Annotated in this window: 21 protein-coding genes and 1 pseudogene; 12 read left to right on the top strand and 10 right to left on the bottom strand. The window is 66.3% G+C overall.

All coding sequences use genetic code 11. The features are described from left to right. Position 1: 1 nt before the first annotated feature. From BMY06_RS23500 to BMY06_RS23510, 4 genes are all read left to right on the top strand, one after another. Complete coding sequence (locus BMY06_RS23500) at positions 2-433, top strand: Hsp20/alpha crystallin family protein (protein ID WP_065057540.1); 432 nt, start codon at positions 2-4, stop codon at positions 431-433. Between the two features lie 199 nt (positions 434-632). Continuing rightward, complete coding sequence (locus tag BMY06_RS23505; RefSeq protein WP_065057541.1) at positions 633-890, top strand: hypothetical protein; 258 nt, start codon at positions 633-635, stop codon at positions 888-890. 134 nt (positions 891-1,024) lie between these two features. Beyond that, positions 1,025-1,186: a hypothetical protein gene (locus BMY06_RS39690; RefSeq protein ID WP_167371420.1), complete on the top strand. Its 162-nt coding sequence runs from the start codon at positions 1,025-1,027 to the stop codon at positions 1,184-1,186. 250 nt (positions 1,187-1,436) lie between these two features. After that, complete coding sequence (locus BMY06_RS23510) at positions 1,437-2,417, top strand: hypothetical protein (RefSeq protein ID WP_074985633.1); 981 nt, start codon at positions 1,437-1,439, stop codon at positions 2,415-2,417. A gap of 59 nt (positions 2,418-2,476) precedes the next feature. Here BMY06_RS23510 and BMY06_RS39695 read toward each other — a convergent pair whose 3' ends face one another. Continuing rightward, positions 2,477-3,232, bottom strand: coding sequence for an SH3 domain-containing protein (locus tag BMY06_RS39695; RefSeq protein WP_074985634.1), 756 nt, complete (start codon positions 3,230-3,232; stop codon positions 2,477-2,479). A 281-nt stretch (positions 3,233-3,513) separates the two neighbouring features. Between BMY06_RS39695 and BMY06_RS23520 the strand changes: the two genes are divergently transcribed. Beyond that, on the top strand, positions 3,514-4,836 hold the full coding sequence (locus BMY06_RS23520) for a TIGR00366 family protein (RefSeq protein ID WP_074985636.1): 1,323 nt from the start codon (positions 3,514-3,516) through the stop codon (positions 4,834-4,836). A 107-nt stretch (positions 4,837-4,943) separates the two neighbouring features. Here the strand turns inward: BMY06_RS23520 and BMY06_RS40220 are convergent, their stop codons facing one another. Both BMY06_RS40220 and BMY06_RS40225 read right to left on the bottom strand, forming a co-directional pair. Then, a complete protein-coding gene (locus tag BMY06_RS40220) occupies positions 4,944-5,426 on the bottom strand; it encodes a DUF488 domain-containing protein (protein ID WP_313903850.1) in 483 nt (160 codons plus the stop codon). Beyond that, positions 5,424-5,990, bottom strand: a pseudogene (locus BMY06_RS40225) (uracil-DNA glycosylase family protein); the annotation flags it as partial. The gene BMY06_RS40220 and the pseudogene BMY06_RS40225, both read right to left, overlap by 3 nt. A gap of 299 nt (positions 5,991-6,289) precedes the next feature. On the opposite strand from BMY06_RS40225, the gene BMY06_RS23535 reads away from it, so the two are divergent. The 5 genes from BMY06_RS23535 (at position 6,290) to dld (ending at position 13,418) form a co-directional block, all read left to right on the top strand. Then, positions 6,290-7,339 carry a patatin-like phospholipase family protein gene (locus BMY06_RS23535; protein WP_065057546.1) on the top strand — a complete coding sequence of 350 codons (1,050 nt, stop codon included), beginning with the start codon at positions 6,290-6,292 and terminating at the stop codon, positions 7,337-7,339. Continuing rightward, positions 7,336-8,826, top strand: a complete 1,491-nt coding sequence (locus BMY06_RS23540) for a GntP family permease (RefSeq protein ID WP_074985637.1) — start codon at positions 7,336-7,338, stop codon at positions 8,824-8,826. The genes BMY06_RS23535 and BMY06_RS23540 overlap by 4 nt, the downstream gene beginning before the upstream one ends. Positions 8,827-9,001: 175 nt before the next feature. Then, positions 9,002-10,546 carry a hopanoid C-3 methylase HpnR gene (gene hpnR / locus BMY06_RS23545; RefSeq protein WP_065057557.1) on the top strand — a complete coding sequence of 515 codons (1,545 nt, stop codon included), beginning with the start codon at positions 9,002-9,004 and terminating at the stop codon, positions 10,544-10,546. A gap of 86 nt (positions 10,547-10,632) precedes the next feature. Then, positions 10,633-11,523, top strand: a complete 891-nt coding sequence (locus BMY06_RS23550; protein ID WP_065057548.1) for a LysR family transcriptional regulator — start codon at positions 10,633-10,635, stop codon at positions 11,521-11,523. Positions 11,524-11,669: 146 nt separating this feature from the next. Next, the gene (dld, locus tag BMY06_RS23555) at positions 11,670-13,418 is read left to right on the top strand and encodes a D-lactate dehydrogenase (RefSeq protein WP_080180439.1); all 1,749 of its coding nucleotides are present in this window, start codon (positions 11,670-11,672) and stop codon (positions 13,416-13,418) included. 50 nt (positions 13,419-13,468) lie between these two features. Here dld and BMY06_RS23560 read toward each other — a convergent pair whose 3' ends face one another. The 5 genes from BMY06_RS23560 to BMY06_RS23580 form a co-directional block, all read right to left on the bottom strand. Further along, a complete protein-coding gene (locus tag BMY06_RS23560) occupies positions 13,469-14,230 on the bottom strand; it encodes a DUF4410 domain-containing protein (RefSeq protein WP_065057549.1) in 762 nt (253 codons plus the stop codon). 252 nt (positions 14,231-14,482) lie between these two features. Continuing rightward, complete coding sequence (locus tag BMY06_RS23565; RefSeq protein WP_074985639.1) at positions 14,483-15,850, bottom strand: ATP-binding protein; 1,368 nt, start codon at positions 15,848-15,850, stop codon at positions 14,483-14,485. A 10-nt stretch (positions 15,851-15,860) separates the two neighbouring features. After that, positions 15,861-16,574: a response regulator gene (locus BMY06_RS23570; protein WP_074985640.1), complete on the bottom strand. Its 714-nt coding sequence runs from the start codon at positions 16,572-16,574 to the stop codon at positions 15,861-15,863. Positions 16,575-16,608: 34 nt separating this feature from the next. Further along, positions 16,609-16,929 (bottom strand): EF-hand domain-containing protein, encoded by a 321-nt coding sequence (locus tag BMY06_RS23575; protein WP_065057552.1) that lies wholly within the window; start codon positions 16,927-16,929, stop codon positions 16,609-16,611. 110 nt (positions 16,930-17,039) lie between these two features. After that, positions 17,040-18,047 carry a hypothetical protein gene (locus BMY06_RS23580; protein WP_074985642.1) on the bottom strand — a complete coding sequence of 336 codons (1,008 nt, stop codon included), beginning with the start codon at positions 18,045-18,047 and terminating at the stop codon, positions 17,040-17,042. A 392-nt stretch (positions 18,048-18,439) separates the two neighbouring features. Here BMY06_RS23580 and BMY06_RS23585 point away from each other — a divergent pair, with 392 nt between their 5' ends. After that, positions 18,440-19,348 carry a sterol desaturase family protein gene (locus BMY06_RS23585; protein ID WP_074985644.1) on the top strand — a complete coding sequence of 303 codons (909 nt, stop codon included), beginning with the start codon at positions 18,440-18,442 and terminating at the stop codon, positions 19,346-19,348. 162 nt (positions 19,349-19,510) lie between these two features. Beyond that, positions 19,511-20,221, top strand: coding sequence for an SDR family NAD(P)-dependent oxidoreductase (locus tag BMY06_RS23590; RefSeq protein ID WP_074985645.1), 711 nt, complete (start codon positions 19,511-19,513; stop codon positions 20,219-20,221). Positions 20,222-20,284: 63 nt separating this feature from the next. Here BMY06_RS23590 and BMY06_RS23595 read toward each other — a convergent pair whose 3' ends face one another. Further along, complete coding sequence (locus tag BMY06_RS23595; RefSeq protein WP_074985647.1) at positions 20,285-20,647, bottom strand: hypothetical protein; 363 nt, start codon at positions 20,645-20,647, stop codon at positions 20,285-20,287. Between the two features lie 108 nt (positions 20,648-20,755). Continuing rightward, positions 20,756-22,288, bottom strand: coding sequence for a PepSY-associated TM helix domain-containing protein (locus tag BMY06_RS23600; protein ID WP_074985648.1), 1,533 nt, complete (start codon positions 22,286-22,288; stop codon positions 20,756-20,758). Between the last annotated feature and the right edge of the window lie 6 nt (positions 22,289-22,294).

The raw sequence follows: 22,294 nt of genomic DNA on the forward strand, positions 1-22,294 counted from the left end.
CATGAGCCATATCTCGCGTCACGATCCGTTTTCGTTCGATGGTGTGCCCGATCTGTTCCAGGGTTTGTTCCGTCCGATGCGGAGTGCGGGTGCGTCCGAAGGTCAAGCGGCGAGTATTCGCATCGACGTGACGGAAAACGATGCGGCTTATACGGTCAAGGCGGAAATGCCGGGCGTCGCCAAGCAGGACATCGACGTGAAAATCGACGGCAATCTGGTGGCGATCGCGGCCAAGGTCGAGCGCGATGCCGAATTGAAAGAAGGCGAGCGCGTGCTACGGCGCGAGCGTTATTCGGGCAGCGTGAGCCGCTCGTTCACGCTGGCCGCCGACGTCGACGAAGCGCAGGCAAGCGCGAGCTATAACGACGGCGTGTTGACGCTGGTGTTGCCGAAGAAGGCGGCGGGCGCGAGCAGGCGTCTCGAGATCCACTAAAGCCTGGTCAACAGCCAGGGCGACTGGTGACGTAAGACAGGCGGCGCGCGGTTCGCGATTATTGCGAACCGCGCGCCGCATTTTTACGTCATTAGCAACGATCTTCGGGCCGTAATGCGACGAAACACGCTTGTAGCGAAACTGTACGTTTAGGCCGCTATGCTGGTCAGCACTGTGAGTTCTGGACAGGAGAGATTCGATGCTCAGTCACCACGAACTGGCCGCGCTGCTGCTGATCCGCGACGCGAACACGCCGCTGCACACGCTCGATTCCGATTTTCTCGCGCTGGCGCGCTACCAGCTTGTTGAAATGGACGCCGGCGAACGCGGTTACGCACCGCGTCTCACGAGTCTGGGCCAGGAAGTGCTGCGGCGGCTGACACACGACGGTCATGACAATCACGACGATCACGACCAACGCGACGACCGCTGGAATGAAGAGGGCGGCACGGCGTGACGGTGAACATTGGCGATGCGGTTGTTGTCAAGAGGCGGATATCGGGCGCTACGCTCGTTACAAGCGTGTAACTAAATGTGATGCGCTTTGCGTTACAGTGCTGCCTTTTGTTGCCGTCCATCGAGAGTCCACGCATGAAAATCATCGCCAAGCCGTTCGCCCGTCTGTCCGCCCTGATGCTGTGCGCTGCCATGGCCGCGCCGCTGGCCGCCGTCGCCGCTCCGCATCATCACACCGTGTGCCACACCGAAGTTCAGCATCACCACCCGGTGCGCGTTTGCCACAACGTGCACTGATCGAGTACCGATTCCGCTTCGGCGGAGCTTGCCGCACCGAGGTGCGGCATTTTTTTCTCCGTAATAATTCGTTATCCGAAGTAATTGGCGGAAATGGCAATGCGCGGAATACGCGGCGATGTGATGTATGTCGTGTTTTGTGTGGTTGCGCACACGCAGTACGCGCCGTTCGCCGGGAAAATGATGCGATCGCATCGCAAGACGACGCGCAACCGGCGTCGTCCGGCACTCACACAGGGTCGTCTACGTAATGAAGCAAGCCTGGAGTTTCGCGGTTGGCGCCGCGGTATTGTTCCTGTCGTCCAGGTGTGCTGTCGCCCAGGAGTTCACGCTGTTCGCCGGTCCGCTCGTGAGCGGATCCGACCATTCGTATTCGTGGCAAATGAATTATATGGAAGGCTTCGGCAAGTATTTCGCCGGCAGCGTTTCATGGCTCAACGAAGGCCATATTCCCGGGCATCATCGCGACGGGCAGAGCATTCAGGCGTGGGCGCGTCTGCCGTTCGACAACCGGCGCTTCGTGTTTTCGCTGGGCGTCGGCCCGTATCGTTATTTCGATACCGAAGCCGCGAAGCAGGGGCTCGGCTATTCGAACACGCACGGCTGGGGCGCGGTGTATAGCGCGCGTTTGACGTGGTACGCCAGCAACCGCTGGACGGCGAATCTGCAACTGAACCGCGTGGGCGTCGCGCGCGGGCCGTCCACCACGGCGCTCATGCTCGGCGTCGGCTATCAACTGGACGCGCCGGACACGCCGGGGCCGCGCGACTTCGCGCTGCCGCGCACGCACGACGTAACGAACAACGAAATCACGTTGATGGCGGGCGAGACCATCCTCAACAGCCTGGAGTCGCAAACGTCCGCGGCCGAATCGATCGAATACCGGCGCGGCATCACGCATTGGCTCGACGGTTCGATCGGGTATCTGCACGAGGGGAATGGCCTGTCGGCGCGTCGCGACGGCGCAACCGCACAACTGTGGCTCACGCGCGCGTTTCTCGACGACCATCTCACGCTGGGTTTCGGCGCGGGCCTTTACGCCGCGATTCACCACGGCGACGACAGCGATCAGCGCGATACCGGCGACGGCATTCTGTCGGGGCTCGTCTCGGTTTCGGCGTCGTATCGGTTCACCCAGCATTGGGCGGCGCGCGTGACGTGGAATCGCGTCGTCACGCGCTATAGCCGCGATACCGACGTGATCCTGGGCGGCATCGGCTATCGCTTCTGAGCAAGCTTAAAGACAGGTCGGGCGCGCCTGCCTGGCAGGTGCGGCGCGCCCGGCCGCGATCAATTGCCGGGGCGTCCACCGCCGCCGCCACCTCCGGACGGGCGATTTCCGCCACCGCCACCGCCACCACGTCCGCCGCCCCCACCGCCGGGCGGCCTTCCGCCACCACCGCCTTGTCCTTGCGGCCTGCCGCCTGCTTGGTTGCCTGGCGGCCGCGCGTTGTTGTTGCCTGGCGGCCGTGCATTGTTGTTGCCTGGCGGGCGGGCGTTGTTATGACCCGGCGGCCGCGCGCCGCTGTTATTGGGCGGACGATGTCCCTGACCCGAACCGGGCCGGTTGCCGGGACCACCCGGCGGACGTCCATGCGAGGGCGGCCGGATCGCGGGCGGCGGTCCCGGACGCGGACCCGGATGACGGCTCCAGCGTGCCCGGTTGCCGTACCACGGCCGGTCACGGTAATAGCTGCCCCAATACGCGCCGAGCGAGAACGTGATGATCGGCAGGCCGATGGTCGGGCCGTAGTTCATCACCGGCACGCGCGCACCTTGCCACGGATACGAGATATACCCGCCATAGACCCAGCCGCGCAGGCCGGGCAGGCTGACGTCGCACCAGCTGAAGCCGGAGACGCAACCCATCACCGCAATCGAAACGCCGCCCGGCACTTGCGCCACGACGGGGAAATCGCCGGCGGGACCGGCGTACAGATTGACGGTCATGCTCGTGAACGCCTGGGACTGCGCGAGCGCCGGCGCGGGCGCCGCGACGAGCGTGGCGAGTCCGGCGAGCATCGCACCGATGAGCTGTTTGCGCATCGCGGCTCCTTGGTGGTTGGCACTGCCCGGTGAAATTATTGGGACACAACCTCAACGGTAGCAGATAAGCGATTTAGGGCGCGGTTGCGCATGTTACGGGTTATTTCGACGCCATCAGGACGCATACGCCGCATTTCGGGACACGACGGCGCGCGGGCGAGCCGCACGCGCTCGCGCGGCTTGTGCAAGAATCGCGGCTCGGCACGCCGCAGGACGCAGGCGCCCCAAGTCGCAGCAGAAGCGGCAGCCGGATCAAATCAGAAAGACGAGGAGCAGACCAGGTGATTCAACGCATTGCCAATTTCTTTACCGGCGTAGTCCATCGATTCTTGCCGGACCCGCTCATTTTCGCGATCCTGCTGACGGTCGTGACCTTCGTGCTGGCGTTCTCGCTGACGCCGCAGCCGCCCGCCCAACTTGTGATGATGTGGGGCTCGGGCTTCTGGAATCTGCTCGCATTCTCGATGCAGATGGTGCTGATCCTCGTGACCGGCCACGCGCTCGCCAGCTCGGCGCCGGTCAAGCGCCTGCTGGTCGCGCTCGCCGGCTGCGCGCGCACGCCGGGCCAGGGTGTGATGCTGGTGGCCTTCGTGGGCGCGGTTGCGTGCGCGATCAACTGGGGCTTCGGCCTCGTGCTCGGCGCGATGTTCTCGCGCGAAGTGGCGCGTCGCGTGCGCGGCACCGACTACCGGCTGCTGGTCGCCGCTGCGTACATGGGTTTTCTCACGTGGCACGGCGGCCTCTCGGGCTCGGTGCCGCTGGTCGCGGCCACCAAGGGCAATCCGATGGAAAAGACCATCGGCCTGATCCCGGTTTCGCAGACCATTTTCACGGGCTACAACGCCTTCATCACGATCGCGCTGATCGTCCTGCTGCCGATTCTCGTGCGCCTGATGATGCCGAAGCCTGAAGACGTCGTCTCGGTCGATCCCGCGCTGCTCGAAGATCCGCCCTCGGTCGAGCGCAAGCTCGGGCCGGACGCGACCTTCGCCGAACGCATCGAGGAAAGCCGCGCGCTCTCGCTGCTGGTGGCGGCGCTGTGCGCGGTGTTTCTGGGCGTGCGTTTCCACGAAAAGGGTTTCGCGCTCGACATCGACACCGTGAATCTGGTGTTCCTCGCCGCGGGCCTCGTGCTGCACAAGACGCCGATGGCCTATGCGCGTGCGGTGGCCGGCGCGGCGAAGGGCGCGTCGGGCATCATGATCCAGTTCCCGTTCTACGCGGGCATTCAGGCGCTGATGGACCATTCGGGTCTCGCGGGCGTGATCACGAAATGGTTCGTCGATATCGCCAATGTGCACACGTTCCCGCTGCTCGCGTTCCTGAGTTCGGCGGTCATCAATTTCGCGGTGCCGTCGGGCGGCGGCCACTGGGTCGTGCAGGGACCGTTCGTGATGCCGGCGGCCCAGGCGCTGGGCGCGGACCTCGGCAAGTCGGCGATGGCGATCGCTTACGGCGAGGCGTGGACCAATATGGCGCAGCCGTTCTGGGCGTTGCCCGCACTGGCGATCGCGGGCCTCGGCGTGCGCGACATCATGGGTTACTGCGTGACCACGCTGCTGTTCTCGGGCGTAGTGTTCATCGCGGGGATGTATCTGTTCTGATCCGTACCGAAGTGTTTTGAGGTGTACTGAAGTGTCCGCCAGGGACAGTCTGGACACTTCACGGACACTTTGGACAGTGCAACGCCCGGCCCATGCGCCGGGCGTTGTTATTTCCGGTGGCGATGTTTCGCGAGAAAGTCGCGCAGCACGGCGGCGTGATTGTGCTCCGTATCGTGCGCGCCGTAGAGCAGCACGATGGGATGCTGCGCGCTGGCGTCGGCAAGCGGTTGCCAGCCCTCGCGGTTGGCGTCGAGTTCGGCGAGATAGCGGCGGCGGAATTCGTCCCAGTGCGCGGCGTCGGTGCCGCTCGCGTGAAACCACTGGCGCAGCGCCGTGCTCGGCGCGACATCCTTCGCCCAGGTCACGCCGGCGAGCGTCTCCTTGCGGATGCCGCGCGGCCACAGGCGGTCGACGAGAAAGCAGGCGCGTCCGTCGTCGGGCAGCGGTTCGTACACCCGCTGGATCTCAATGGTCCCTTGAGTCATCGTGTGCGTCTCCTGGTGAGCCGTGGCGATACGCGCGCCTCGGTGCGCGGATGTGGGCGATGCGATTAGCGATGCCGCAGCCGAGGCCCCGTCCGCCGCATCCATCAGCGCCGCGACGCGCGCGCGCAACGCGGGCAGCACGTCGTGCCCGAACCACGGATGGTGCTTGAACCACGCCTGATTGCGCGGCGACGGATGCGGCAGCGGCACGCAATCCGGCCCGTACTCGCGCCACGCTTCGACCGTTTCGGTCAGCGACGCCTTGCGGCGCGCGCCGAGCATATAGCGCTGCGCGTACTGTCCGACCAGCAGCGTAAGCCGCACCTGCGGCAGCAGGGCGAGCAGGCGTTCGTGCCAAAGCGCGGCGCACTCGGGGCGCGGCGGGTTATCGCCGCTCGCGCCGCGGCCCGGATAGCAGAAACCCATCGGCACGATGGCGACGCGCGCGTCGTCGTAGAACACATCCTTGCCGATGCCGAGCCACGCGCGCAGACGCTCGCCGCTTGCGTCGTCCCACGGAATGCCGGAGGCGTGGACCTTCGCGCCCGGCGCTTGACCGACGATCAGCAGACGCGCGGTCGTGCTGGCCTGCAACACCGGGCGCGGGCCGAGCGGCAACGCATCGCCGCACACGCCGCAGGCGCGGATGTCGGCAAGCAGACGGGGAAGCCGGGACAGTGTGGCGGAACGGGGCACGATTGGCGAAAACGAAGGGGCGAAAAACGAAGCGGCGACCGGCGCGGCCATGCTCGACAAAGGCGAAAAAATCAGTCTACCAAAGGCATTCGGGACGCACGTCCTGATGCATGACAAAGCGCACCTCGGACGCACCTCCAGCGTACCCAAAATCCCCGCCAATCTCCCCAAAAGCCCATCCCAAGCCAGAAATTGGCGCAGTGCGGCATCCGCGCGAAGCGCTCCGCGCTTTTCCTGTAACCTCGCCAAGGGTCGCAGATCAAGGAGCCCCCATGGCCGCCGAACGTGACACGACATCCCACGCCGAACCGCTGCTCGTCGACCTCGCCTTGCAGGGCGGCGGCTCGCACGGCGCCTACACCTGGGGCGTGCTCGACCGCCTGCTCGAAGAGCCGTGGCTGCGGATCGAAGGCATTTCCGGCACCTCGGCGGGCGCGATGAACGCCGCCGTGCTCGCGAGCGGCTTCGCGCACGACGGCGCGCCCGGCGCGCGCAAGGCGCTCGAATCCTTCTGGCGACGCGTCGCTGACGCCGCGCGTTTCAGTCCGTTCCGGCGCGGTTTCGTCGACATGCTGCTGGGTCGCTGGACGCTCGATCACTCGCCGATCTTCGTCGCGCTCGACATGATGGCGCGCGTGGCTTCGCCCTACGACCTCAATCCCGCGAGCGTCAATCCGCTGCGCACGATCCTCGCGGACACCATCGATTTCGACGCGCTGCGAACCTCGCGCATCAAGCTGTTCACGACCGCGACGCGCGTGAGCAACGGGCAGGCGCGGGTGTTCCGCAACGCCGATCTCACGCCCGACGCGCTGCTCGCCTCGGCTTGCCTGCCCACGCTGTTCCAGGCCGTCGAAATCGACGGCGAGGCGTACTGGGACGGCGGTTATGCGGGCAATCCGTCGATCACGCCGCTGATCCGCGAAACCGATTCGATCGACACGATCCTCGTGCAGGTCAATCCGGTGGAGCGCGCGGGCACGCCGCGTTCGGCGCGCGAAATCATCAACCGGCTCAACGAGATCGCATTCAACGCGCCGCTCGTCAAGGAGCTGCGCATGATGGCGCTGCTGCACAAGGTCGCCGACGCGGGCAGCGAGGAAGGGCGACGTTGGGCCAGCATGCGGCTGCATCGCGTGCACAGCGACACGCTCGTGTCGCTCGGCTCGTCATCGAAACTCAATGCGGAATGGGCTTTCATGACGATGTTGCGCGACGAAGGGCGGCGCACCGCCGACGCGTTCCTCGCCAGCCACGGCGCGCAACTGGGCGTGGACTCGACCTTCACACTCGACGAACTCTTCCACGGAGAACTGCCATGACCGCCGGCGCGCTGGCGCTTGGCCTCGTCGGCATGCTCGCGAGTCTCGCGCTGCTGATCTGGCTCGCGTATCGCGGCTGGAGCGTGCTGCTGCTCGCGCCGCTCTGCGCGATGCTCGCGGCGCTGATCTCGGGCCAGCCCGTGCTCGCGCACTGGACGCAGACTTTCATGCTGAGCACGGGCCGTTTTCTCGCGCAGTTCTTTCCGCTGTTTCTGCTCGGCTCGCTGTTCGGCAAGCTGATGGAGGACAGCGGTTCGGTCGACGCCGTCGCGCAATTCATGATCGACAAGCTCGGCACGCGTCACGCGCTGGTGGCCGTGGTGCTCGGCGGCGCGCTCGTGACTTACGGCGGCGTGAGCCTCTTCGTGGCGTTCTTCGTGCTCGCGCCGATGGCGCAGGCGTTGTTCCGCTCCGCGAATATTCCGCGCCGTCTGATGCCCGCGACGATCATGCTCGGCACGGCCACGTTCACGATGTCCGCGCTGCCCGGCACGCCCGCGCTGCAAAATGCGATTCCGATGCCGTTCTTCGGCACGACGCCGTTCGCGGCGCCGGGGCTTGGCATCGTCGCGACCTGCGTGATGGCGGGCTTCGGGCTCTGGTGGCTCGGGCGCGCGGCCGCCGCGGCGAAGCGCAACGGCGAAGGCTTCGTCGAGCCGCACGACGGCGGCGCAGACGACGCCTCGCGCGGCAAAAGCCCGCTCGTGCGCGAACGCGCGAGCGTGGCGCAAACCTTCGATCCCGCCGAAATCGACGCGGGCGCGGAGGCGTCGCTGCACGCCGGCGCGCCGCCCGCGTGGGTCGCGCTCGCGCCGCTCGTGGTGGTGGTCGCGATGAACTTCGTGATGAACATGCTGGTGTTTCCGCGCATCGACGCGAGCTATCTCGCCGAGCCGCGCTGGGGCGCGACGTCGCTGTCCGCCGTCGCGGGCGTGTGGGGCGTGTGCGTGGCGCTCGCGCTCGGCATCCTCGTGCTGGTGGCGCTGAACCGTCAGCGGCTGGGCGCGCTGCGCGAGAGCGTCGATGCGGGCGCGAACGCGTCGGTGCTGCCGGTGCTGAGCGTCGGCAGCCTCGTCGGCTACGGCGCGGTGATCGCCGCGCTGCCCGCGTTCGAGGCCGTGCGCGACTGGGTGCTCGGCATCGGCGGCGGTCCGCTCGTTTCGCTCGCGGTCGCGACGAACCTGCTCGCCGGGCTGACCGGCTCGGCTTCGGGCGGCCTGACGATCGCGCTCGATGCGCTCGGCAGCACGTATATGCAGCTTGCCGCGCAGCATCATATCGATCCGGCGCTGATGCATCGCGTGGCCGTGATGTCATCGGGCACGCTCGACAGCCTGCCGCACAACGGCGCGGTGGTGACGCTGCTGGCCGTATGCGGTTCCACGCATCGCGACAGCTATCGCGATCTGGTGGTGGTGAGCATCGTCGGCGCACTGATCGCGCTGGCCGTGGTGATCGCGCTGGGCTCGCTGTTCGGCAGTTTTTGAATGCGCGATGCGGTGATAAGGAAGCAACCACGAAGCAACGATAAAGGGCCGATAAGGAAGCGGCGCGCCTGAAAGCGCGCTCGCGCGAACGCGCGTAGACTCGCACGTGGCAGTGCCAGGCATCCAGCATCGAGCAACAGGCAGGCGCGTGACGCGCGTCGTGCAAGGAGGCTTCATGAGATTGCTTGCCGTCCACCCGAGTGGGTTGATGTACACGCGCGTGTTCCTGCGGCTCGAACCGCTGGGTCTCGAATCGGTCGCGGGCACGGCGCGCGATGCGGGCCACGAGGTGCAACTGCTCGACCTCCAGGTGGAAACCCATCGCGACCTCATGCGCCGCGTGCGCAACTGGCGGCCCGAAGCGCTGTGCTTTTCGGGCAACTACCTGGCGAACATTCCCGAAATCGTCGATCTCGCGAAAGCCGTGAAGGCCGTGCTGCCGTCGTGCTTCGTGTTCGTGGGCGGCCACAGCGTGTCGTTTACGGCGCACGATCTACTGCGCCACGCCGAGGGCGCGATCGACTGTATTCTGCGCGGCGAGGGCGAAGCGTCGATCAACGATCTGCTCGCCGTGGTGGCGCAGGGCGGCGACCTGCTGAGCGTGGCGGGCGTCGTCACGCGCGACGGCTCCGGGCCGCCGCCGCGCTTCGTCGAGCATCTCGATCCTGTGCGTCCCGCGCGCGATCTGTTGCGGCATCGGCGCAAATACTTCATCGGCACACTCGATCCATGCGCGTCCATCGAGTTCGCGCGTGGTTGTCCGTGGGACTGCACGTTCTGCAGCGCGTGGACCTTTTACGGGCGCAGCTATCGCACGCGCAGCCCCGAAGTGGTGGTGGAAGAACTCGCTGCGCTGCGCGAACCGGGCGTTTTCATCGTCGACGACGTGGCCTTCGTGCACGCCGAACACGGCATGGCGATCGCCGATGCAATCCGCCAACGCGGCATCAAGAAGCGTTACTACCTCGAGACGCGCGGCGACGTGCTGCTGCGCAACAAGGACGTGTTTCGCGCGTGGGAATCGCTCGGGCTCAAATACATGTTTCTGGGCCTCGAAGCGATCGACGAAGCGGGGCTCAAGGCGTTTCGCAAACGCATCAGTCTCGACCGCAATTTCGAGGCGCTGGAATTCGCGCGCTCGCTGGGCATCACCGTGGCCATCAATCTGATCGCCGATCCCGATTGGGATCACGACCGCTTCGAAACCATTCGGCAGTGGTGCCTGGAGATTCCGGAGATCGTGAATATCAGCGTGAATACGCCGTATCCGGGCACCGAAAACTGGCAGCAGGAATCGCGGCCGCTCACGAGCCTCGACTATCGCCTCTACGACATTCAGCACGCCGTGGTGCCGACGCGCCTGCCGTTGGCCGAGTTCTACGCGGAACTCGTGCGCACGCAGCAGGTGCTCAATCGCAAACATCTGGGCTGGAGCGCATTGCGCGGCGCGGCGGGCCAGGCGGCGCATCTGCTCGTGCGCGGTCAGACCAATTTTGTGCGCATGCTATGGAAGTTCAACTCGGTGTTCGATCCGCGCCTGCAACTCGCCGATCACGAACGCGAGGTGAAATACGCCATGTCGCCGCCGCCTGCCATGCACGGCGCGCCGGCCATCGATATGAAAACCGTCTATATTCACGGTCCGATCGGCCGCAAGGGCCGCAAGATCGACGACGCCACCGAGCGCTTCGTCGACGAAACGCGCATGGGCACGGGCTGACGCCATTCGTCATCCGCCATCCGGCGTCATGGACGCGCGCGCCGATCTGATCCACACTGCGCGGATTGGATCTAGACGAAAAAGATATGGAACTGCGTCAGCTACGCTATTTTCTCGCGGTCGCCGAGCATCTGCACTTCAGCGAAGCCGCGAACGCACTCGGCATTGCCCAGCCGCCGCTGAGCCAGCAAATCCTCAAGCTCGAAAAGGAAATCGGCACGCGGCTGTTTATCCGCCATTCGCGGCGCGTGGAACTGACCGAAGCGGGGCGGCTGTTTCGCGTGCGCGCGCAACGCATCGTCGAAGACGCGGACCTCGCGCTCGCGGAGGCGCAGAACGTCGGGCGCGGCGAAAGCGGACGGCTGATTCTGGGCTTCGCGGGCTCTACCGTGTTTCATCCGCTCGTTGCCACGGTCTTGCAGCGCTTTCGCAGCGCGTGGCCCGGCGTGACGATCGGCTGCGAGGAGAGCAACAGTTCGGTGCTGCTCGACCGCGTGAACGATGCCAAAGTGGACGCGGCTTTCGTGCGTTTGCCGCTCGATTGCCGGGGGCTTGCCACGCAGATGCTGGTGGAAGAAGACGTGCTCGCCGTGCTGCCTCCGCGCCACCGTTACGCGCGTCGCCGCAGCATCGATCTGGCTGATCTCGCGGGTGATCCGCTGATTCTGTTTCCCCGTCCTATTGGACCTGATCTCTACGATTCCATCATCAGCGCGTGTCATGCGGCGGGCTTCAATCCGGTCATCAGCATGGAGTCGCCGCAGATTTCCTCGACCGTGAACATGGCCGCGGCAGGTTTCGGCGTGACGCTGATTCCGTCCTCTATGCGGCAGATTCAGGCGAAGGGCGTGACCTATCACGCGCTCAAGGGCGGCTCGCTGCACACGACCATCGCACTCGTCTATCGTCCGCGCGAGAAAGCCCCCACGTTGCAGAACTTCGTGCGGATCGTGCGCGAGGCGGCGCGCCACGCCTGAGGCGACCCAGGTCGATCTATATCTTTTTCGTCTTGATCGAGCGGGCTTCCGATATTGGACGGCGCCGCAGCCCGCCTTTATCCTTGTAGAAGTTGCGAAAGCCCCGTTTCGTGTGTGTTTTCGCCCTTGATCCAGGAGCTGTTCGCATGTCCACTGTTTCTCCGTCACCGGTCGCGTCGCGCGCTCAACGCGACGCCGCGCGTCCGGTGCTAATCGCCTCGCTGCAAGCGCTCGTTGGCCGCGACTATGTGCTGACCGGCGACGAAGCCACGCGGCGTTATCGCACGGGATTTCGCTTCGGTCAGGGCAAGGTGGCGGCGGTGGTGCGGCCCGGCTCGCTCGTCGAGCAGTGGCAGGTGCTGCGAGCGTGCATGGCCGCGAATGCGATCGTGATTTCGCAGGCGTCGAATACCGGGTTGACAGGCGGCTCCACGCCCGACGGCGACAACTACGATCGCGATGTCGTGATCGTCAGCATGGCGCGCATGCGCAAAGTTTACGTGATCGACGGCGGCAAGCAGGTCGTCTGTCTGCCAGGCTCGACGCTCGATCAGCTCGAACAGACGCTCAAACCGCTTGGCCGCGAACCGCATTCGGTGATCGGCTCGTCGTGCATCGGCGCGTCGGTGATGGGCGGCGTCTGCAACAACTCCGGCGGTTCGCTGGTGCGGCGCGGTCCGGCGTACACGGAAATGAGCGTGTACGCGCAGGTCGACGCACAAGGGCGGCTGAGTCTCGTGAATCATCTGGGCATCGCGCTGGGCGACACGCCCGAGCAGATCCTCGCGCGTCTCGATCGCGGCGAGCTGCCCGAAGACGCGATTCGCCACGATGCGGGCGCGGCGTCGGACCGGCACTATGCCGAGCACGTGCGCGACGTCAACGCCGATACGCCCGCGCGCTATAACGCCGATCCGCTGCGTCTGCATGAGGCGTCGGGATCGGCGGGCAAGGTGATGGTGTTCGCGGTGCGCCTCGATACGTTCCCCATCGAGAAGGGTGCGAAGGTGTTTTATATCGGCACCAACGCAACGTCCGAACTCACCGACGTGCGCCGTTATCTGCTCACGAAACTGTCGAATCTGCCGATTGCGGGCGAATATCTGCATCGAGACGCTTTCGATATCGCCGAGCGCTACGGCAAGGACATGTTCCTCATGATCCAGCATCTCGGCACGCAGCGTCTGCCGGGGCTGTTCGCGCTCAAGAGCCGCTTCGACGCGTTTTTCGAGCGACTCGGCTTTCTGCCCGCGCATTTCACCGACCGCGTGATGCAGGCGCTGAGCCGCCTGTTTCCGAGCCATTTGCCCGCGCGCCTCAAGGATTATCGCGAGCGCTACGAACATCATTTGATGCTCAAGGTGTCCGCCGATACTGTCGATGAAACGCGCGCGTATTTGCGGCGCTATTTCTCGGACGCGAGCGGCGACTTTTTCGAATGCACCGACGAAGAAGGCAGCAAGGCTTTTCTGCATCGCTTCGCGGCGGCGGGTGCGGCGGTGCGTTATCGCGCCGTGCACGGTCAGGAAGTCGAGGATATCGTTGCGCTCGATATCGCCTTGCGCCGTAACGATCGCGACTGGTTCGAAACTTTGCCCGCGCACGTCGAAAAGCCCATCGCGATCAAGCTGTATTACGGACATTTTCTTTGTCACGTGTTTCATCAGGACTATATCGTTCGCAAGGGCAACGACTGCCTCGCGCTCGAACACGAGATGTGGAAACTGCTCGATGAACGCGGCGCCGAATATCCGGCGGAGCACAACGTCGGGCATCTTTATCACGCGAAGCCTGCGTTGAAAGCGTTTTACGAAGAACTCGACCCGTGCAACTGCTTCAATCCCGGGATCGGGCAGACGTCGAAGTTCGCGCATTATCGCGAGCAGGCTGAATAAATGAAAAAGGCGGCGCATGAAAGCGCCGCCTTTTTTTATCGATGCAAGACTCAGCTTGCGTGGCTGACCGGCATCCAGCCATTTTCCTGCGCGGCTTGACCCAGTTGCTTCGCGATCGAGCGGGCGAGCTTGTCGGCGTCGGAGGTCACGGTGTCGTGCTTCGCTTCCGACGCGCCGTGCAAGCCGCCGCCTGCCGCCGCCGACACCGCCACATGACCCGCCGCCGCGCCCACGCCTGCCGTTTCGGCGACGCCCGGCATATGGCCGCTGTCCGCGTTGGCTTCGAAGGTCGCGAGCGCTTGCGGCGCGCCGTTGGCCGGCACGAACGAGAGTGCGATGGTCGCGCCCACTTCGCTCTTGCCCGCGCCCAGACCGATCAGAATGCGACGGCGACGGCTGCCTGCGTCGATGGTGTCGATGCGGCCTTCCACGACGATCGCGTTGCGTCCGGCGGGAACCGGACCATCGGCGCGCACGGCGTTCAAACCCTGCTTGCGCAATTCGGCGACGATCTCATTGGCGAGCGCTTCGCGTGCTGCGAGCGCCGTTTGTTGCTGCTGTTGCGCCGACGATTCGCCGCTCGCCATCGACTTGATCTTCTGCGCCATGCCGCCGTCGAGCTTCACGAGATCGGGCGAAATCTCGAACGCCGACACGTAGATCACGTCCGCATGCACTTGCGGCAGCGGACCGGCCGACTGCAACGCCGTGGCGGCCGAGGCGCAGCCCGAGGCGAACAGCGAGCCGGCGAGCAGTACGGCGCCCGCGAGGCGCTTGGTCTTGTTGACGAGGGAGAGAAGGAGCGAGTTCATGTCGATGTCCGTTGCCTGAGTGCTTGATTGCATGAGTGGTCCGATACTCGCGAATTGATCAGGATGGCGAACTATCGGAAATGCTTCGTTAGAGCTGGCAGGGCATCGTGTTACGCGCGCGGTGTCTGGCGTGTCTTGCGGTCCGATGCGTCGTTCAGCGCATGGGTGCAAGTATGGGCAAAGGCGCGCGCGGACGCCACGCGCAAATTATGTCGATTCATGTCACCTGCGATCACCCGCAGTGAGCCGCGCTTATCTGCGCGCGGCGGCCGGGGCATTCGTCTGAGGGTTCAGCGGCAGTCGCACGAGGGCTTCGAGTCCGCCGCCCGCGCGGTCGTGAAAAGTTAGCGAACCGCCGTGCAGACGCGCGATGCGTTCGACGATGGCGAGTCCGAGGCCGGTGCCGCCGGAATGCGTGCGCGCGTTGTCGCCACGGCTGAACGGCGATTTGAGGCGCTCGAGTTCCGCGGCGCGAATGCCGTTGCCGCGATCGCAGATGGCCACGCAGGCGTCGTCGCCGTCGCGCCAGGTGCGCACGCGCAGACCTGTGCGTCCGTACACCACCGCGTTCTGCATCAGGTTCATCAGCACGCGCATGACGGCGACGGGCCGGAACGCGAACGGCGGCACGTCGCCTTCCTCCAGATCGAACTCGTGCCCGAGCCCCGTGAATTCGGCGACGAGCTGGCCCGCGAGCGCGTTCAGATCGCCCGTCTGCGGTGCCTCGCGCTCGCCGCTGCCCGCGTAATCCATGAACTGCTGAAGAATCGTGTCGATATGGTCGAGATAGCCCTCGGACGACGCGACGAGGCTGTCGTTGGTGCCGCGCGGCAGCGCCATCGCAATCGCGAGGCGCAGCTTCGTGAGCGGCGTGCGGATGTCGTGCGAGACGCCTGCGAGCATCAGCGCGCGCGTCGCTTCCGCCTGTTTGAGCGCGTCGGTCATCTGATTGAAGGCGCGGCTGACTTCGGCGATTTCGGTGGGGCCGTCGGTCGGCAGCGGCGCGGGCGCGTCGCCGGCGCTCACGCGCCGGGCCGCATCCGCGAGATCGGCCAGCGGCCGGTTCAGATGCAGCTGGATCAGCCAGCCCGTCAAGCCCGCGAGCAGCGCGAGGCCGATCGACAGAATGACCGCCGTGGTGATGCCGCTCGCCTGGGCGTCGGCGGTCATCGGCAGCGCGATCCAGACCGGCTCGCCGGCCGCATGCACGCGGATCCAGAGGCGCTCCTCGTCGGTGGTTTCCCAGCGTATGGGCATGTCGGCGGGCAGATCGCGCGTAAGCGAGCGGATGAAGACATCGCGCTGCCACGTGCGGAAGAAGCGCAGCGGGCTGATCGCCGGCATCGCCGTACTCGCGGCGGGCGCGCTGCGATGCGCGTTCATGCGCGTGGCGGCCGCGCGGCCTTCGTCGGGCGGCATGGCGGCGAGCAGGCTGTCGAGCATGCGCACGTAGTCCGCGAAAATGATCGACGCGCGCTCGATGCGCGGGCGCTGCACGAAGTGAAGCAGCGCGCTCAGCGAGCACGCCTGCGTGAGCGCGACGAGCACCACCAGCAGCACGATGTTGCGCGAGAGCAGCGAGCGCGGCAGCCAGCGGCGCGGTTGGGCGGGAGCACGCATGCGGGGCGCGTCAGGTGTCGACGCCGGCCACCAGCATGTAGCCGATGCCCCACACGGTCTTGATGAAGCGCGGCTTGGCGGGATCGTCCTCGACGATCTGGCGCAGCCGCAGGATCTGCACGTCGACGCTGCGATCGAGCGCGTTGTGATCGCGTCCGCGCGCGCGGGCGAGCAGGTTTTCCCGGCTCACGGCGCGGTTCGGCGACGAGCCGAGCGCGTGCAGCAACAGCATCTGCGCCGAGTGGACGTCGATCGGCACGCCGTCGCGCATGAGCGTCTGCTGGCCCACGTCGAAGGTGAAGGCGCCGAAACGCAGCCGCTGCGAGGTGACCGTGGGTTCGCCGGACGCCATTTTCTGGCGGCGCAGCAGCGCTTTCACGCGCGCGACGAGTTCGTCGGGCAGGAAGGGTTTGGCGAGATAGTCGTCGGCGCCGGTTTCGAGGCCGATGACCTTGTCGGCGGCGTCGCCTTTCGCGGTGAGCATCAGGATCGGCAAGGTGTGGCCTTCGGCACGCAGACGGCGGCAGACGCTCAGGCCGTCTTCCGGCTCCATCATCAGGTCGAGCACGAGCAGGTCGTAGGGCTCGCGTTGCAGCATGCGGTCGAGGCGCTTGCCGTCGGCGACGGCGCGCACCTCGAAGCCATGTCCGCTCAGGAAGCGTTGCAGCATGTTGCGCAGCTCGGCTTCGTCATCGAGCACGATGATCCGGTTTGCCTGCTCCATCGGCCGCCTCCGGCGGGGGTAGGGTTGAAGGGCGTCAGCGCACCGCGGCGGCGCGTTCGCGCATGAAATCCTCGATCTGCGCGAGCGTGATGTAGCCGTTGTGCTGCGTGTCGATTTCGTCGAAGTGCTGCGCGACCATCGGCATGCCGCTTTGCGCCTGCGCGCGCGTGAGCTTGCCGTCGCCGCTCGTGTTCGCCTGGGCGAAGCGTGTGGGCAACTGCGCCATCGCGCGTTCGAGTCGTCCGCTGTTGATCGCGCCGGGCGGCGTGGACGTCGTTTGCGCGAGGGCCGTGGCCGGCACCGTCGCTGCTGCTGAAACGATACACAAAACAAGGGCGGCAATCATCTTCTTCATGCTGAACTCCGTGAGGCAGCCGACGCAGCGCGCCGGTGTGGTTGAAAAGCGGATCAGGGAATGCGATTAAAAGCGGCGGCTAATTAAGGACTTACGTCTTTTATGCCGAATCACGCCCAATGCGCGGGCACCCAGACGCCGCCGGCCCAATGCGCCGGAACCCAGATGGCGGCGCGCGGCGCGGGCGCGACATAGACGGGACGCGGCGCGATATAGACCGCGCGCGGCAGGGGGCGCGCCACGTAGACGACCTTGGGCGGCGGCGGCGCGACGTACACGACCTTCGGCGCGGGCGGGGCCACGTAGACGGTTTTCGGCGGCGGCGGCGCGACATACACGGTCTTCGGCGCAGGTGCCGGAGCGGGCGCGACGTAGACGGTGGGCGCGGGCGGCGGCGTCACGACGACCGGCGCGGGCACGACGACCGGAACCGGCGCGGGCGCGGGGACCACGGCCACGGTCGCGCCGACTGCGACGGTCCCGCCATGCACGACCGTCGTGCCGCCCGTGCTCACCGTGCCGCCGTGCACGACCGTGCTGCCGCCCGACGTGGTCACGACGCCGGGCGCGACGCGCGTCGCGCTGCCCGAGTGCGCGACGCTGCCGCCGTTCGAGCCGGTCGCCGTGCCCGAGCGCGAGCAGGTGTTGCCTGCGCAGCTCGTCGAGGCGTTGTGGCTGACGCTGTTGCCGTTCGCGGCCGTGACCGTGCCCGTCGACGAATACTGGCCCGGCGCCGTGCGCGTCACGCTGCCCGAGGTCGACGCGCTGCGGCCGTCCTCGCCGGTCATGCTGCCGGTGTGCGAGCAGGTGCCGCCCGCGCAGCTCGTGTCGCCCGAATGCTGGACCGAGCGGCCATTCGGGCCGACCGCCGTGCCGCTGTTAGCGAACTGGCCCGGCGCGGTGCGCGTGACCGTGCCCGTGTTGGTCGCGAGCCCGCCCCACGGACCGACCACGCCGCCCGCATGCGTGCAGCTACCGCCGCCGCACGACCCGGCGTGCGCGCCGCTGTAGGTGCCGTGCGGCGTGTAGGCGGTGCCGTGGCCGGACCAGCCGGCGAACGCGGGGGCGCTGGCGAGGCCGATCAGCGTGGCGGCGACGGCGAGTGTGAGCTTGTTCATCGTGGTTCCTTGCGGTGCGGGTGGCGGAGGACGAATCGGCCGGGTGGTTCCGGGGCTTCGTGGCAGCACGTTCGTGGCGTGTCAGCGGAACGAACTATAGGGCGGCGCCTCGCGCAAGTCGCGTTGAAAACCATGTCGCCGTGTTACATGGCGGGGCGGCGAAACGCGTCCGCGCCAGACGCCGCGGGCGCAGGCGGGCAGGGCGTGCGGCGCTGCAAAAGGCCAAAAAAGACCCATGACATGCGGCGACATAATTCGCGCGTGGAGTTTCGCGCGACGCGTCACTACAGTGCTGTTCATCCGACGCGCCCCGCGCATTCCGTTGCGAGCGACGCGTCTTTCCTCAACTGCACTGCATCGCGCCGCATCGCGCAAAGAGGCTGTCGCCCATCATGCTTGCCACCGGAAAAATCGCGGTTTATGTCACGCTCTTCATCGTCGCCGCGTCGATGATCGAAGCCGCCGTGCTCACCTTCAAGAAGCGCCAGCCTGGCGCCGAACGCTTCGACTGGAGCGAAGTCTGGATTTCACTGGCCGATCTGGTCGGCAGAAAATTGTTCGCGTTCCTGCCGATTTCGCTGTCGGCGCCGATCTTCCATTTCGCGTGGACGCATCGCATCTTCACGCTGTCCATCGACAACGTCACGCTCGCGCTGTTCGTCTTCGTCGGCCAGGAGTTCTGTTACTACTGGTATCACCGCGCGTCGCATCGCATGCGCTTCTTCTGGGCCACGCATGCCGTGCATCATTCGCCGAACCAGCTCACGCTGTCGTCCGCGTATCGGCTCGGCTGGACCGGCAAACTCACGGGGCCGGCGATGTTCTTCGCGCCGCTCGTCTGGCTCGGCGTGCGTCCGGAAATCGTTTTCGCGATTCTCTCGTTCAACCTGCTCTATCAGTTCTGGCTGCACAACACGTGGATGCCGAAGCTCGGCTGGCTCGAGTACGTGTTCAATACGCCGTCCGCGCATCGCGTGCATCATGCGTCGAACGTCGATTACCTCGATGCGAATTACGGCGGCGTGCTGGTCGTGTTCGACCGGCTGTTCGGCACCTATGTGGCGGAACGCGCCGACGAGCCGTGCCGCTACGGCCTCGTGACGCCGACGCGTTCGCGCAATCCGCTGGTCGTCGAATTCGAGCACTGGGTGAGCCTCGCACGCGACATCGCCGCCGCGCCCGATCTGTGGACCGCCGTGCGTCACGTGTTTCTGCCGCCGGGCTGGAGCGCGAACGGCAAGGGCGAGACCACGGAGGATCTGCGCAAGCGCACGCTCGCCGCGGTACGTACCGACGCCTGAGCGCGGTGGCTGTAGTTGCCGACGCCGGCGCGCTCGGTTAACGTGGCGGCACGCAGCGGCAGCGCGTTTTGCGCTGCCGCTTCAGCAATTGGCAAGCACTCGCCGCCAGGACGCAGCGCAGCGAAGCGAGCGCGTCCGGCGCATCTCTCGCAGGAAGAAAAAATGCACAACTCGATGAACGGAATGACCGTGGCGATCACGGGCGGCTTCGGCAATCTCGGCATGGCCACCGCCGCATTTTTCGCGGCGCGCGGCGCACGCGTGGCGCTGATCGGCCGGGGCGACGCGCCGCAAGGTTCGGCGTGGCCCGCCGCCCTGACGAACGCCGTGCCGGTGGGCGGCGTCGATCTCGTCGATCCTGAGGCCGCGCGCAAGGGCCTCGACGCGGCGCATCAGGCGCTCGGCGGGCTCGATGCGCTCGTCAACATCGCGGGCGCGTTTCGCTGGGAAACCGTCGCGGAGGGCGACGCCCGCACCTGGGACCTGATGTTCGATCTGAACGTGAAGACGACGCTCAACGCGTCGAAGGCGGCGCTGCCGCATCTGCTCGCGCGCGGCGCGGGGCGCATCGTCAATATCGGCGCGGGCGCGGGATTGAAGGCGGGACTGGGAATGGGCGCCTATGCGGCTTCGAAAGCGGGTGTCGCGCGCCTGACCGAAGCGCTCGCGGAGGAACTCAAGGACAAGGGCGTGACGGTGAACGCCATCCTGCCGAGCATTATCGACACGCCGCAGAATCGCGCCGATATGCCCGACGCCGATTTCACGCGCTGGGTGCAGCCCGACGAGATCGCGGCGGTGATCGCCTTTCTGCTATCCGGCGAGGCGCGCGCCGTCACGGGCGCGTCGATCCCGGTGAACGGACGCGTCTGACGAATCGCTTCCGGTCTTGCGCGGATGATTGACGCGGATGGTGGCGTGGGCGCGATGCCCGGCTCAGTGGCCGTGACCGCCGCCGCCGTGCATCCCGCCGCCGCCTTGCCACGTTCCACCGCCGCCGTGCCAGCCGCCCCCACCATGCCAGCCGCCGTGGCCGCCATGCCAGCCGCCGCGCCAGCAGCAACCGCCGCCGCCCCAATACGACACGCCGAAACTCGGGCCGTAATAACCGTAGTAGCCGGGATAGCCGTAGCCGTAGCCGTAGCCGTAATCATAGGGATAGCCGTATGGATAGCTATAGCCGGCGTCGTAGTAACCGCCGCCGTAGTAGCCGGGATAGGCCGGCCAGGGCGCGACGGCGCAACCGGCGAGCGCCGCCGCGAGACTCGCAATACTCAATGCAGAAATTAGGCGCAACACGGTCGTCTCCCTCGATACTGCTTGGAAAGCCATCGGCGGGGACAGGTTCAATGGCAATTGTGTCCGCAGATTACCGCAGCGCGTTTGACTCACGCACGGAAATCAATGTCAGGAAGACGAAAGAGTTTCTCGTCTGCCGAATGCGATTTTGTCGAGCAACCACACGCCCAGCATCGTTGCGCCCATCAGCGGAAAGACGATGCCGAGCACGACAAGTCCCGCTTTCCAGGAACGCATCGGCGGCGCGGCGCGTTCGCGCGCGGGCGCTGCGAGCGCGCGAGCCGGACGGCGCAGCCACCACATGACGAAGCCCGTCACCGCGAGCGCCGCGAGCCCGAGCGAAATCGCCGTACAGATCAGTTGATTCGCGAGCCCGAAATAACGGCCCATATGCAGCGACGTGCCGTACGAAATCACCTGCGAGACCGCGCCGTAATCGGCATAGCGAATGTCCTTGAGCACCTTGCCGCTGTACTGGTCGATATAGACGGTGCGCTCGCGTTTCGGATCGGGCGGAAAGTACGAGACCGTGTAGACACCGCTCGCGGACGCGGGCAGCGCGATGTCGTAACCGCTTTGCACGCCGAGCGCGGCCATCTGCGCGACGACCTGATCGAGCGTCCAGCGCGCGGGCGTCGGCGCGGGTGAATCATCCGCGGACTGCGCGCCCGCTTCGGGCGATTGCGGCACGGGCACCGCGCCCACGGCCCACGGCACGTTGGGCAGCGGCAGATCGTCCATCACCATGCCGGGCATCGACGCCATGTCGTGGCCGGCGTGTTCGCCATGTTCACCATGTGCCGCTTGACCCGCGCCCGGCAGCGTCGATTGCAGCGGCAGCCCGCCGCCCCATGCGCCGCGCGGCGCGCCCAGACTCACGCGCGTCGCGAGCGCCTTGAACTGCTTGCCCCACGAACCCGTCCACGGCAGGCCGCTGAGCACGAACGCCAGCGCGCCCGCCGCGAGCCAGAAGCCGATCGCGGCATGCAGGCTTTTCCAGAACGGCCGTCCCTTCGCGCCGAAACGCGGCAGCAGCGCGGCACGCAGCGTCGCGTTCGGCGACACGGATCGGCGCGGCCACCAGAGCGCGACGCCGGTGCCGATCATCACCAGCGTCCAGCACGCGGCGAGTTCCATCAGCAATTCGCCCGGCTTGCCGATCAGCAGTTTGCGATGCAGCATGCGATCGACCTGCATGAAGCGCCGGTCGACGTCGAGCGTGCCGAGCACGTCGCCGTTATACGGATTCACGTAGACGCTTTCCTTCGTCGCGGGCGCGTTGCCGTGCGGCAGCGCGAACACGAACTCCGCGCTGCGCGCCGGATTCGCTTCGATATGCGCGCGGATCGCCTGCGCGCCGGGCGGCAGCGACGCCTGAGCGCGCGCGAGCAGCGCATCGGCGGGCAGACGCGGCGTCGCTTGCGGCGCGACCACGAGCCGATGCGGATACAGCAGCGGCTCGATCTGCGGCTGAAAACAGTAGATCGTGCCGGTGATGGCGAGCACGATCAGAAACGGCATCACGAACAGACCGGCGTAAAAGTGCCAGCGCCAGAGTGTGCGGTAGCCGGGATACGCGGCGCCGGACGCGTGTGTGCTGCGCGCGTCGGGGCGCCCGGAAGCGGGCATTGTCGTCGACATCGAAGG

Source organism: Paraburkholderia tropica, assembly GCF_900109265.1.
Taxonomy (GTDB): domain Bacteria; phylum Pseudomonadota; class Gammaproteobacteria; order Burkholderiales; family Burkholderiaceae; genus Paraburkholderia; species Paraburkholderia tropica.

Coding starts and splice junctions, on each gene's coding strand:
- BMY06_RS23500 (WP_065057540.1), top strand. CDS start 2: ATGAGCCATATCTCGCGTCACGATCCGTTTTCGTTCGATGGTGTGCCC.
- BMY06_RS23505 (WP_065057541.1), top strand. CDS start 633: ATGCTCAGTCACCACGAACTGGCCGCGCTGCTGCTGATCCGCGACGCG.
- BMY06_RS39690 (WP_167371420.1), top strand. CDS start 1,025: ATGAAAATCATCGCCAAGCCGTTCGCCCGTCTGTCCGCCCTGATGCTG.
- BMY06_RS23510 (WP_074985633.1), top strand. CDS start 1,437: ATGAAGCAAGCCTGGAGTTTCGCGGTTGGCGCCGCGGTATTGTTCCTG.
- BMY06_RS39695 (WP_074985634.1), bottom strand. CDS start 3,232: ATGCGCAAACAGCTCATCGGTGCGATGCTCGCCGGACTCGCCACGCTC.
- BMY06_RS40220 (WP_313903850.1), bottom strand. CDS start 5,426: ATGGATGCGGCGGACGGGGCCTCGGCTGCGGCATCGCTAATCGCATCG.
- BMY06_RS23535 (WP_065057546.1), top strand. CDS start 6,290: ATGGCCGCCGAACGTGACACGACATCCCACGCCGAACCGCTGCTCGTC.
- BMY06_RS23540 (WP_074985637.1), top strand. CDS start 7,336: ATGACCGCCGGCGCGCTGGCGCTTGGCCTCGTCGGCATGCTCGCGAGT.
- hpnR (WP_065057557.1), top strand. CDS start 9,002: ATGAGATTGCTTGCCGTCCACCCGAGTGGGTTGATGTACACGCGCGTG.
- BMY06_RS23550 (WP_065057548.1), top strand. CDS start 10,633: ATGGAACTGCGTCAGCTACGCTATTTTCTCGCGGTCGCCGAGCATCTG.
- dld (WP_080180439.1), top strand. CDS start 11,670: ATGTCCACTGTTTCTCCGTCACCGGTCGCGTCGCGCGCTCAACGCGAC.
- BMY06_RS23560 (WP_065057549.1), bottom strand. CDS start 14,230: ATGAACTCGCTCCTTCTCTCCCTCGTCAACAAGACCAAGCGCCTCGCG.
- BMY06_RS23565 (WP_074985639.1), bottom strand. CDS start 15,850: ATGCGTGCTCCCGCCCAACCGCGCCGCTGGCTGCCGCGCTCGCTGCTC.
- BMY06_RS23570 (WP_074985640.1), bottom strand. CDS start 16,574: ATGGAGCAGGCAAACCGGATCATCGTGCTCGATGACGAAGCCGAGCTG.
- BMY06_RS23575 (WP_065057552.1), bottom strand. CDS start 16,929: ATGAAGAAGATGATTGCCGCCCTTGTTTTGTGTATCGTTTCAGCAGCA.
- BMY06_RS23580 (WP_074985642.1), bottom strand. CDS start 18,047: ATGAACAAGCTCACACTCGCCGTCGCCGCCACGCTGATCGGCCTCGCC.
- BMY06_RS23585 (WP_074985644.1), top strand. CDS start 18,440: ATGCTTGCCACCGGAAAAATCGCGGTTTATGTCACGCTCTTCATCGTC.
- BMY06_RS23590 (WP_074985645.1), top strand. CDS start 19,511: ATGCACAACTCGATGAACGGAATGACCGTGGCGATCACGGGCGGCTTC.
- BMY06_RS23600 (WP_074985648.1), bottom strand. CDS start 22,288: ATGTCGACGACAATGCCCGCTTCCGGGCGCCCCGACGCGCGCAGCACA.